This window comes from Lactobacillus huangpiensis (genome assembly GCF_019972815.1).
GTDB classification, from domain to species: Bacteria; Bacillota; Bacilli; order Lactobacillales; family Lactobacillaceae; genus Lactobacillus; species Lactobacillus huangpiensis.
Genome location: NZ_BPPA01000013.1, coordinates 1 through 12,364, shown reverse-complemented (window position 1 = coordinate 12,364; position 12,364 = coordinate 1). Strand labels below are relative to the sequence as shown.

Genomic DNA, 12,364 nt, shown 5'->3' with positions numbered 1-12,364 from the left:
AATAAAAATGCATTGGACTTTATCAGCTCAATGCATTTTTATTGAAATTAATTAAAAATTTTATTTTTCTATTTTATAAATCCAATTTTGTACCATAATTGATGACCATTAGAATTATCAGAGGGCTTGGTGGAATAACCAGTAACTTTATTATTTACTGCTATTACCTTATAAGAATTGTCAACAGGAACAACATAAGCCTTTTTATTCATATATTTCTGCCATTCATGGAATTTCTTAACCCTATACGTATGATCAAATGACTTTTGAGAATCTATTTCTTGCAAAAGTTTATTATTTTCTGGAGTTGCAAACCGACTATAATTCATCTGTGAGGTCTCACCATAAAGAGATGCAGGAGAGGGTTCGCTAGCCAAAGACCAAGCTGCCAAAAACATGTCAACTTGCGGATCATCATGCCCTAATTTGTCATAAAAAGAGTTAAATTCCGTCAATCTTCCTCCAACTAATTTCACTTTTATGCCAATTTTTTTCCACTGCTGAATATAGTTTTGTACAGTTGGTGATTGAATTGAACTGCCCGTCATTGCCAAAAATTTGATAGTAAGTGGCTTGCCATTAGGCTGGACACGCCATTGGCCTTTCTTTTTATAACCAGCTTTATCTAAAATTTGATTGGCTTTTTTCAAATTATAAGTATAACCTTTGGCTTTTTTATCAAAGTAGTCTCCAAATTGCGCTGGAATTAAAGTCGGAACTCTAAAACTTAAACCTGAAGTATAATGCTGATCGACTTCATCAATATTTATGGCATAAGTCATTGCCTGACGAAGTGCTTGATTATTCATTTTTGCTTTAGAATTCATCACATTTTTACCGGCCTTAGCATTCCATTTTCCAACTCTAAAGCCAATATAGTGATATCCTAGAGGAATTTGGGCAACAAAATTAACACCTTTAGTATTCTTAACTTCGTTCCACTGAGAATTAACTACCTGAGCAATGTCAAATTTATGACTTTTAATTGCCTGTGAGATCGAATTCTGTGAAATCACTTGTGAAACCACTTTATCCAACTTTGGTTGGCCACGCCAATAATACTTATTTGGAACCCAAGTTACAGATTGACCACGAACTAATTTCTGAACTTTATATGGTCCAAAATACAGTGGCTTTTTTCTAATTTGATCTGAAGATTGTAATTTTTCAAATGGAATATCTTTTAAATAATGGTACGGAGCTGCATATTCCCAATAATAGCCATTACCACTATATACCATACCCGGTTTCATCTCTTTAAAATGCAGAATGACAGTCAGACCATCTGGTCCTTCTGGCATTTCTATTCCTGAAATAGTTTTTGACTTACCGTTATGGTATTCTTTCATTCCGACAATTTCTTCAAATTGATTACTATAACGTTGTGCTTTGGTCGCCTTATTTGCTAAAATTTCGTAAGGGTACTCTACATCCTTAGCATTAACTTGTTTGCCATCTGACCACTTCACACCTTTTTTTATTTTAATCGTAATAGTTTTAGCTTTACGATCCAGTTTCATTGTAGCTGGACCTTTATTAGTAATTTTGAAATTATCATCAGTATCAAATAATTCTTCTTCTCCTGGTTCAGCTACTGAACTATCAATGGCTGTAGTCGATAATTCATCAGAAAAAATGCCAGTAAAAGGAGTATCTGTCATAATTGCATACTTTAAAGTTCCACCTTTTTTGGTTTTTTTTACAGGAACAGATTGTGGAAATTTACTTGCAGTTTTAGCATTTTCATTCTTAGTAGTGCTATTACCTTTGCCACAAGCTACTAAAGTTAGTGCGGCAGTTGAAACGATACCAGCAGAATATAAAAGTTTTGTTTTATTCATAATTTAATTCATACTCCAATCTTTTTATTGAATAAATTCTAAATTCTTGGAATAAGCTAACAAACATATTCTAGCATAGAAAAAAATCTTATCAAAAAGTATCATAATAGTCTAATAAGTTTATAATAATAATTTTTAATTAAAAAAAGCTTTGTCTCTTTAGACAAAGCTTTTTGTATTCTATTAATGAATTAATTCTCACGTTGTCTGGCATCACCAGCACGCTGTAGAGCACGACCAACGTAATTTATACTTAGCGATATTGCTAACAGTAAAATTGTAGCCGGAAGCCACAGCCAGGGACGACTTACTACGTTTACCGGATCATTTGCAAATCCAATCAAAGTACCTAATGATGGAACAGAAGCCGGCAGACCATAACCAATATATGATAACGTAGTTTCAATACCAATATTACCAGCAATAGTTAATACAACGTCAATAATAATCATCGAGGTAATATTTGGTAATACTTCACGAAACATAATTTTAAGGTCTGAAGAACCAGAGGTTTTGGAAGCCAAAACGTAGTCTCTTTCTCTTTGGGACAGTATAAAAGCCCTAAAGTACCTTGCAGTTTTAGGCCACCCAAAAAGTGAAATAATTCCAATTAAACTAAGGGAATTGTAGTTCGGAATAACAGAAACCAAAACGATTTCAATTGGGAAAGTTGGCAATACCTGAACAAAATCTACTATTCTCATTATTATGGCATCAATGTTACCACCGTAATATCCAGATACTAGACCCACAAGTAAACCAACAGTTTCACAGACTACGGTTACACCCAAACCAATCAAAATGGAATTTCGTCCACCCATTATTAGTAATTTGACGATATCACGTCCACCATCATCAGTTCCTAATATATGACCAGCAGTTCCCCATGGATTATACGCTTCTACAATATTAGTTTCAGTTACCTGAGCAGAATTTAGGAATAAGGAGCCTACCATGGTAAACAGCAATATTAACACTATTACGACGAAGGCAGATAATGCCACCTTATCTTTTACAATTTCTCTAATAATTACTTTAAAACTTGATTCAGGAGAAGAAGAAACATTTTTCTTTTTATCTTTCAAATTAGTCTTAATTTCTTTCTTGTCGGACATCTTTTCTCCTCCCCCCTTATTTAATTCTGATCCTTGGATCAATTATACTCATGATAATATCAGAAAGTAGATTACCTAATAGTGTTAAAATACCAAAAATTAATATTAAGGCAGTCAAAGTTGTGTAATCACGCTGACCAATAGAATCTAAGAATAACTTACCCATTCCAGGATAACTAAAAACTGATTCAACAATCATCGAACCACTTAAAAGTCCCGTAATGACTGTACCAAAGGAAGAAGCTATTGGTAATAAGGAGTTACGTAAAATATGTTTATTAAAAACAACTTTTTCCGGTACACCCTTACTGTGGGCTGTACGAACATAATCTTCAACCTTATTATCAACTATTCCAGTTCTTAAGTATTGCACAATTGATGTAGTGGTAATTAATCCCACTAGTATAGCAGGTAGAATAATGTGATAAAGTTGGCTTCCTAATGTTCCCCAAAAACCGGAGGCACTTGGAGAAACAGAGCCAGAAATAGGGAACCACCCTAAAGTAAAACCAAATAGCCAGATTCCCAAAATATAAAATACAAATGGCGGAATAGCAAAAGTAACATAATTAAAAATTTGAACTGCTTGATCTTGCCATTCATCTTGGTGACGACCCGCTGTAACTCCCATAGGAATAGAAATAGCATAGCAGATAGCTGTAGATAATAATGATAACCAGAAAGTATTAACAGCACGGTCGGCAATTAAGGAAGTAACGGCAACATGTTGAATGTAGCTTGTTCCCAAATCACCTTTAAACAGGTTTCCCACCCAGCGTGCGTATTGAACAGGTGCGGGATCATATAAACCAGCCGCTCTTTTTAAAGCTTCAAGTTGCTTGGGATCAGTATTTGGATTAATTTGTCCAGTAAAAGGATCACCCGGCATCATCTTAGCCAAGAAAAACACCAAAATACTCAAGATAATAATTTGCGGGATCATAATTAAAATTCGTCTTAGAACTGTTTTCCACATGATTATGCCCCCTCCTTTTCTTTTATCTTCTCTTCGTTCAATTCATTTTTCGGTAAGGCTACTAAATGTTTGCCAGAAACTTGTTGCAAAGGAAATACACGACCATCCTTGTCATACCATTTGCTTTGATCATTTTGAAATTCTTGCTCAACTTCTTGTCGATGTTTCTTATGCTCATCACGATGCTCAACGTCAACTTGCGGTATAGCAGAAAGCAATCTCTTAGTATAAATATGCATCGGATGCTCATAAATATCTTCTCTTGAACCTATTTCAACTAAACGACCACGATGCATAATAGCTAAGTTTTCAGACATATGCTTTACGACACCTAAGTCATGAGAAATAAACAAATAAGCAATATTATATTTCTGTTGTATATGCTTCATAAAGTTTAAAACTTGAGCTTGCACAGATAAATCCAAAGCACTAGTTGGCTCATCAGCAACAATTAAACGCGGATTAGTTGCAACCGCCCGAGCTACGCCAATTCTTTGTCTCTGTCCCCCAGAAAATTCATGAGGGTATTTGTAAATTGAATCACTAGGCATACCCACGATATCCAGCAGCTCTTGAACTCGATCACGTTCTTGATCTGTAGTTAAATTTTCGAAATTTCGAATAGGTTCAGCAATAATGTCTTCTATTCGTTTTCTCGGATTTAAACTCGACATTGAATCTTGGAAAATCATTTGGACATCTTTATTGTAGTTTAGTTTACGCCGATTTCTAGATTTAGTAATATCGACACCCTTGTAAAGGATACTGCCACTAGTCACAGGCTCAACACCCACAATGGCTTTACCAGTAGTTGACTTGCCTGAGCCTGATTCACCAATTAGACCATAGGTTTCACCTTCATTAATGGTAATACTAATATCATCAACCGCTCTTACATAATCAGTAATTCTGTTCCAAAAACCTGATCTAATGGGATAATGAACTTTTAAGTTTTTTACTTGAATGATTTCTTTAGCCATAAACTATTCCCCACCTACTTCATCTTGAAAGTGGAACGTCTTCCAGCAAGTACATCTTACCCAGTGACCAGGCTCAACTTCATGCATTACTGGGTCCTCTTCATGCGCACTGGCAGGAATCCATGGAATTCTAGCAGCAAATCTGTCGCCTTTTCTAGGCATATTTTGCAATGATGGAACTGTTCCTTGAATAACGTGCAAATCTTCTTCTTCATCTTCAGATTGAGGCATTGAATTTAACAAGGAGCGAGTGTATGGGTGCAAAGGATGCTCAAAAATAGTTTTTACATCAGCTTTTTCTACTATCTGCCCACCATACATAACTGCAACTTGATCGGCAGTTTCAGCAACTACACCTAAATCGTGAGTAATTAAGATAATACCAGATTGAGATTGTCTTTGAATATCTTCAAGCAGATCCAAAATTTGAGCCTGAATAGTAACGTCCAAAGCGGTAGTAGGCTCATCTGCAATGATAATTTCGGGCTTACATGCAATCGCCATAGCAATCACTACCCTCTGCCTTAATCCTCCGGACAATTCAAAAGGATACATTTGAAAAGTTTCTTCTGGCTTCGGCATTCCCACTTGATTGAATAATTCAAGCACACGATCATGACGCTCTTTTTCATTCATATCTGTGTGATAATAAAGCGTTTCAGCTACTTGATCGCCAACACGCATTAACGGATTTAAACTGGCTAGAGGATCCTGAAAGATCATACCAATTTTGTTTCCACGTATTTTGTTAAACAAGCTTTCATTTAATCCGACTAAATTTAACTCATTATACAGAATATCACCAGTCACTTTCGTATTTTTATGGTCGTACAAGCCGATAATACTCGATGCAATTGTACTCTTACCACAACCAGATTCACCTACAATGGATAAAATTTCATTTCGCTTCAACGTTAAATTAATATCATCTGCAGCATCATAAAACTTTCCATGTAAACGATATGCCGTATGCAAATGCTGGATATCTAGCAAGAGATCACTTTGTTTTTCCAAAGGTCATTTCCCCTCTCAAATCTTCAATGAATTTATTAAAGATATTTAATAAATTTATTTAATTTCTAATTATAACCGTGAAACATTTTGTATGCAAATTAATAATGAATATTTTTTACTTATTTTTTATGATCTGCAACATAATTAACTGCGTCTCCTACAGTTTTTAATTTCTCCGCATCTTCATCAGAAATCTCGGCGCCGAATTCATCTTCTAATTGTAAAATGAATTCCACTAAGTCAATGGAATCAGCGTCCAAATCACTAGTGAAATTAGTTTCATCAGTTATCTTTTCTTTATCAACTTCAAAATTATCTGCTAATATATCCCGAATTTTGATAAAAATTTCTTCTTTACTCATGTCTTTACTCCCTATTTTCAACTGCAAATTCTGCTTTAAAATTATCAATTATTTTTTCCTGTAAAATTTTATCAATTTGTTTAATTGTAAAATAAACAGCACGCTGACCTGAGCGACCATGTGTTTTGACTACAGGAGCATTGACTCCGAGTAAAACTGCGCCACCATATTTGTCAACATCAAATTTTGAAACTAACCCTTTTAATGCCTTTTTTATCATTAACGCACCTAATTTAACAAAAGGTCCGTTATCAAGCAAGCTTTGCTTCAAAAGATGTATCAAAACACCTGAAGTTCCTTCAATGTTTTTTAAAACTGCATTACCAGTAAAACCATCTGTTGCGACTACATCAGCTTTACCCACTAATAACTCATTTCCTTCTATATTACCAATAAAATTAAGTTTGCTTTCCAATAGCAACTGGTATGCTTTTTGATGAACATCATCACCTTTATCACTCTCGGATCCATTATTAAGAAGACCAACACGAGGATTTTTAACTCCTCTTACTTTTTCTGCATAATATGAAGCCATTTTAGCCCAGGCAAGCAGGTATTCTGGTTTACTTTTGGCATTGGCACCAACATCAATCATATTGAAACCATCATCGGAATTTTTTACAGGCAATGTTGGCATGAATCCCGGACGGGCCACACCTTTAATTCGTCCTATTATAAATATGCCACAAGCTAAAATAGCTCCAGTATTACCTAATGAAAAAAGTGCATCAGCTTTGCCCTGCTTCACAAATTGTGCTGCCACGACAAGTGACGAATCTTTTTTAGATCTAATTGCCTTAACTGGTTCATCTTCATCTAAAATAATTTCAGAAGTATTGACTACTTGTGTGCGACTGCTATCACTTCCCAATAATTCTTTTATTTTTTTCTGATCGCCAAAAAGTATGAATTTTGTCTCGGGTAAGTCCTTTTTGGCCCGTAATACTGCTTTAATAATTGCTTCAGGGGCATTTTCACCGCCCATAGCATCAATAGCAATAGTTCTCATTGTATCCTCAACCTTTACTATGTTCTCTTTTGCTGTAATTGTTTATATTCTATCACTTGTTTTAAAGTTTTATTTTCTGATTTTTGCAAGAGAGGATCAAGTTTAATTAATTTTCTAGCTTCTTTTTGTGCTACTACCATTGTATCGTAGTTATTAACTACATCACCAACTTGAAATTCAGGCAGACCAGATTGAGCTTTACCAAAAATATCTCCTTCTCCCCGCATCTTTAAATCTTCTTCAGCCAATTTAAAACCGTCTGTTGTTGATGCCACTATTTTCATACGAGCTTTACCTGCCTGTGTGTTAGGATCAGCCAAAAATATGCAATAACTTTGAGTCTTACCTCTCCCTATTCGCCCTCTTAACTGGTGTAGCTGACTAATTCCAAAACGATCAGCATTATAGATAACCATCATATTAGCGTTTGCCACGTCAACACCAACTTCAATCACACTGGTAGCAACTAAAATATTAATTTCTCCAGCTGCAAATTCGGACATAATTTCATCTTTTTTATTACCAGGCATTTGACCGTGAAGTAATACTACTTTTTCATCAGGAAAATCTTTACTGAGTTTATCATAAAGCTGTTCTGCATTTTTTAAATCTAATGCTTCTGATTCTTTGATCAAAGGTGTTACAGCATATACCTGAAATCCCTGCTTTAATTGCTCGCGCATTAACTGATAAACCTGATCCATTTGGGCACTCGTTTTCCATGAAGAAATTACTTTTTTTCTTCCGGCTGGAAGATGTCGTATTTCAGATATAGTCATGTTGCCATAAACCGTTAATGCCAGAGTTCTGGGAATCGGGGTAGCAGTCATAGTAAGAACATCAGGCAAATTCCCCTTATTAATTAAAGATTGCCGCTGATTAACACCGAACCTGTGCTGTTCATCTATAATTACTAATCCTAATTTTTTAAAAATTACGTTTGATTGAATTAAAGCATGCGTACCTATCACAACATTAATTGTGCCATCGGTCAATTCTGTATAAATTTCTTTTCGTTCCAAAGCTTTCGTAGAACCTGTTAGCAGCGCACATCTTACACCTAGAGGCCTTAGCAATTCATCAATCTTTTTAAAATGCTGAGTCGCTAATATCTCTGTAGGAACCATCAGTGCGGCTTGAAAGCCAGCAGTTACAGCCGCAAAAATTGCATATACCGCAACAATTGTCTTGCCTGAACCCACATCACCTTGTAAAAGACGCTGCATTTGTCTGGATGATAACATGTCTGCAAAAATTTCGTTGATAACCTGCTTTTGATCCGCGGACAATTCAAACGGCAAAGATTTAGTCAATTTAGCAACTTCATTCAGGTCATATTTTTTGGGAATCCCTTTGTTTTGTGGATTGACTTCAGTTAACTGAGCTAGTTCAGTTTGAAAAATAAAGAATTCTCTAAAAATAGCACTTCTTTTTGCAATCTGGGACTCATTAAAATTTTGCGGGTGATGCATTTTTTGTACAATATTTTTTTCAGGAAGCAAACGATATTTCCGTCGAATATCCACTGGAACAACGTCATCAACAGCCGGCAAATATTCATCTAAAGCAATATTAATGAAATCAATTAATTTTTTTTGCCTTAAATGCCGGTTAACTGAGTAAATTGGAGCCATGCCACTATCATTTTCTTTAGCTGCAATAAATTTAAAACCCGCTAAACTTTGTCTTGAGATATTGTATTTACCATAGACTGCAACTTCTTTACCTACCTCAATTTTTTCTTTCAACCAAGGTTGATTAAAAAAATTGACCATGACTACATCATGGTCAATTCTCAATTTAAAACTAAGTCTGCTCTTTTTGTAGCCAAATCTGCTTACAAAAGCTTCAGTAGCCACAATTCCCTTTAGCATTACCTTTTGACCATCCATGATCTGGTCAAGTGGAATCGTTTGAAGTTCATCATAGCGAAATGGGAAATAATATAACAAATCATAAATGCTATATATTTCTAAGCTTCCAAGTGCTGCAGCAGTTTTGGTTCCAACTCCTTTTAAATCAGTAACAGGTGCAAATAATTCCTTTGCATACATAATTATTCAACAGAAATCAGAAAATTATATACAGGTTGTCCGCCATCATGAAGTTCAAATTCAAGATCATCATGCTTCTCTTTAACAGCATCTATCAGTTTCTGAGCCTCTTTCTTGTTAGAATCTCGTCCAAACATCACAGTAACGATTTCGGAATCTTCATCCAACATTTTTTCAATCATTGAAGAAGCTGCAGTAATTATGTCAGTTTCAGCCACTTTAATTTCTCCATCAATAATTCCTAAATAATCGTCTTGATGGATCTCAACCTCATTAATTTTGGTATCACGATTTGCTTTGGTAACTTCGCCAGAAACAACAGTATCAAGAGCGTCAGTCATGTTTGCAACATTGTCTTCAAGAGAATCGTCCGGATCAAATGAAAGCATGGCTGTCAAGCCTTGTGAAATGGTTTTAGTAGGGACAATGCCGACTGGGATGTCGCTCACCTCAGCTGCTTGCTTGGCTGCCATAATAATGTTGCCATTATTCGGCATCACAATTGCTTTTTTAGCACGTGATTTTTTGATTGAATCAATAATGTCTTGTGTTGAAGGGTTCATTGTTTGACCCCCAGAAATAATGCGGTTAACGCCTTCACTTTCAAAAAGTTTACGAATTCCGTTACCAGAAGCAACAGCTATTACGGCAAAGTCAACATTTTCCTGATTTTCTTCACTGTTATTTACTATTGTTTCGTGTTGAATCCGCATATTGTCAATTTTAATTTTTCCCAATTGACCAAATTGGCTGCCGTACGCAAAAATAGCTCCAGGGTGTTCAGTATGAACATGAACTTTTGCCACTTCTTCATCTGAAACTGCCAAAAGTGAATCACCTAACTGAGATAAATGCTCCCTAAATTCATCTAAATTAAAAGTTTTCTTATTAGGAACATCAGCAGTTAAATCAACCATGATTTCGGTACAGTAGCCATTAGTAATATCCTGAGTAGAAAGTTGTGATTGTACAGATTGATGATGCATGGCATTTATCATTTCATCCATTTCACCTTCATCAGGTTGGTACCGGTCAGCAAATTCTTCACCTAAAAGACCTTCTAGAAATCCTTCATATATAAAGAGTAAGCCTTGGCCTCCTGAATCAACTACACCAACTTGCTTTAAAACAGGTAATAAGTCAGGAGTTGTCTTTAACGCTTTTTTAGCACCTTCAACAATCGCCTTCATAACTTCTTCAACATCATCGGTTTCATTGGCCTTATTGGCACCTTCTTGTGCACCAATCCGAGCAACAGTCAAAATAGTTCCTTCAACTGGCTTCATTACGGCTTTATAAGCTGTTGCAACACCATTTGAAAAAGCATTGGCCAACTCTTGTGCATTAAGAGTTTTCATACCTTGAGTTGCCTTATAAACTCCTCTAAAGAGCTGAGAAGAGATTACCCCACTATTACCACGAGCACCCATCAACATCCCTTTAGCAAGGCTTTCTGTCAAATCACCCACACTATTACTAGTATTTTTAGCAACAGCTTTAGCGCCACTTTCAATAGTTAAATTCATATTTGTTCCAGTGTCTCCATCAGGAACAGGGAAAACGTTCAAAGAGTTAATAAACTCTGCGTTGCGACCAAGTCTGTGCGTAGCGACGCGAACCATATCTCTAAATTTTTTACTGTCTATTTCCTTTAAAACCAATATTTCTACCCTCCGCTTGAGTTATTCATCAAGCACTTTAACACTTTGAACGATGACATTAACAGCTTTAGTTTCAATTCCAAGTTGATTTTTCAAATTGAATTTAACACTATCTTGTACGTTGCGACTTACTTCAGATATTTTTAAACCATAGCCGACTATTATATAAACATCAACCGTAATCTTATTATCCTCAGACTTAACAACAACACCGCGCTTATAATTTGCTCGATTCAATATTCCATCGAAGCCATCACGGATAGCATTTTTTGAAGCCATGCCGACAACACCGTAGTTAGATGTAGCTGCGCTACCAACAACAGTTGCAATCACTCCATTTGAAATATCAATCAAACCGTTTTTTGTTTTGATTTTTACAGCCATGTTTACCTCCGTATCATTGTTCTCATATTATGAATCTATTTTATCATAGTAATCAAGTTTAAATGCAAAAATCCCTTCTTAAAAAATACTTTTGCAGTTGCAATGTTCTTAAACTTATGCTATCTTAATTTAGTATGAAAACACAATAAAGGAGGTTTAGCAAATGGCAAAAGATTATATCACTGGCAAAAAGACCACTTTTGGTAATACACGTTCACACGCACTGAATTCATCACGTCGTGCGTGGAAGCCAAACCTTCAAAAAGTTCGTATTCTTGTCGATGGCAAGCCAAAGCGTGTATGGGTTTCAACTAAGACATTAAAATCTGGTAAAGTTACCCGTGCCTAGCGTAAAATAAAAAAGTTTTTAAAGCAGAAGTTTTCTTCTGCTTTTTTATTTCCCAAAATCTGTTTAAAAGTTTATGTTTAAATAGAGATATTCTTATTGCTCTTTCAATTAATTTTCAAGTCAAAAAAAGACAAGTTATAGTCTGTAGTTTTACTTGAAGGTATTGTTTTTAGCTAACCTCATTGGCAAATCTTTCATTTCAATTTTTTATATATTCTGCTATTAATAAAAGATGATGTTGCCGATACACTTCTCATTGCAACAATTTACTTATATAAAATTTGGTAATTTTAAGTTTTATCAAACATAACAAAGGCAGTATCTCCACCAATGTAAATCTTTTTTTACTCATCAAAAAGGATACAAATCATACCAATCTTTCAATTTTTTTAATTATATAATTTGTTTTGGAGCTTGCCACTATTAGTGGAAATCATAGCAGCAAGATAATTGAGGAGATATACCAAAAATATTTATTAACTTATAACAACTTGTTCCAAGAGATATAAAAAAACAGCAGTGAATGAAGTTAACCCCCGGAATTGAAGTGCTCCATAATAGTTAGACATTAATCTGACTATTAGGAGCACTTTTTTCATGACTAAATATTCAACTACTT

At 35.2% G+C, this 12,364-nt stretch carries 11 protein-coding genes; 1 reads left to right on the top strand and 10 read right to left on the bottom strand.

The window, feature by feature from the left end; genetic code table 11:
• Window positions 1-68: 68 nt before the first annotated feature.
• From LDM90_RS08465 to LDM90_RS08420, 10 genes are all read right to left on the bottom strand, one after another.
• Complete coding sequence (locus tag LDM90_RS08465; RefSeq protein ID WP_223897407.1) at window positions 69-1,841, bottom strand: oligopeptide ABC transporter substrate-binding protein; 1,773 nt, start codon at window positions 1,839-1,841, stop codon at window positions 69-71.
• A gap of 191 nt (window positions 1,842-2,032) precedes the next feature.
• The gene (locus tag LDM90_RS08460; RefSeq protein WP_198212041.1) at window positions 2,033-2,956 is read right to left on the bottom strand and encodes an ABC transporter permease; all 924 of its coding nucleotides are present in this window, start codon (window positions 2,954-2,956) and stop codon (window positions 2,033-2,035) included.
• Between the two features lie 16 nt (window positions 2,957-2,972).
• Complete coding sequence (gene opp4B / locus LDM90_RS08455; RefSeq protein WP_034981550.1) at window positions 2,973-3,932, bottom strand: oligopeptide ABC transporter permease; 960 nt, start codon at window positions 3,930-3,932, stop codon at window positions 2,973-2,975.
• 2 nt (window positions 3,933-3,934) lie between these two features.
• On the bottom strand, window positions 3,935-4,912 hold the full coding sequence (locus LDM90_RS08450; protein ID WP_034981548.1) for an ATP-binding cassette domain-containing protein: 978 nt from the start codon (window positions 4,910-4,912) through the stop codon (window positions 3,935-3,937).
• Window positions 4,913-4,915: 3 nt separating this feature from the next.
• Window positions 4,916-5,926 (bottom strand): ABC transporter ATP-binding protein, encoded by a 1,011-nt coding sequence (locus LDM90_RS08445; protein WP_034981546.1) that lies wholly within the window; start codon window positions 5,924-5,926, stop codon window positions 4,916-4,918.
• Window positions 5,927-6,045: 119 nt separating this feature from the next.
• Window positions 6,046-6,288, bottom strand: a complete 243-nt coding sequence (gene acpP, locus LDM90_RS08440; RefSeq protein WP_223897410.1) for an acyl carrier protein — start codon at window positions 6,286-6,288, stop codon at window positions 6,046-6,048.
• Window positions 6,289-6,292: 4 nt separating this feature from the next.
• Window positions 6,293-7,297 (bottom strand): phosphate acyltransferase PlsX, encoded by a 1,005-nt coding sequence (gene plsX, locus LDM90_RS08435; RefSeq protein WP_034981542.1) that lies wholly within the window; start codon window positions 7,295-7,297, stop codon window positions 6,293-6,295.
• A gap of 17 nt (window positions 7,298-7,314) precedes the next feature.
• On the bottom strand, window positions 7,315-9,351 hold the full coding sequence (recG, locus tag LDM90_RS08430) for an ATP-dependent DNA helicase RecG (protein WP_223897411.1): 2,037 nt from the start codon (window positions 9,349-9,351) through the stop codon (window positions 7,315-7,317).
• Between the two features lie 2 nt (window positions 9,352-9,353).
• Complete coding sequence (fakA, locus tag LDM90_RS08425; RefSeq protein WP_223897413.1) at window positions 9,354-11,012, bottom strand: DAK2 domain-containing protein; 1,659 nt, start codon at window positions 11,010-11,012, stop codon at window positions 9,354-9,356.
• A 21-nt stretch (window positions 11,013-11,033) separates the two neighbouring features.
• On the bottom strand, window positions 11,034-11,396 hold the full coding sequence (locus tag LDM90_RS08420; protein ID WP_034981534.1) for an Asp23/Gls24 family envelope stress response protein: 363 nt from the start codon (window positions 11,394-11,396) through the stop codon (window positions 11,034-11,036).
• A gap of 163 nt (window positions 11,397-11,559) precedes the next feature.
• Between LDM90_RS08420 and rpmB the strand changes: the two genes are divergently transcribed.
• On the top strand, window positions 11,560-11,745 hold the full coding sequence (gene rpmB, locus LDM90_RS08415; protein ID WP_034981532.1) for a 50S ribosomal protein L28: 186 nt from the start codon (window positions 11,560-11,562) through the stop codon (window positions 11,743-11,745).
• The last annotated feature ends 619 nt before the right edge of the window (window positions 11,746-12,364 follow it).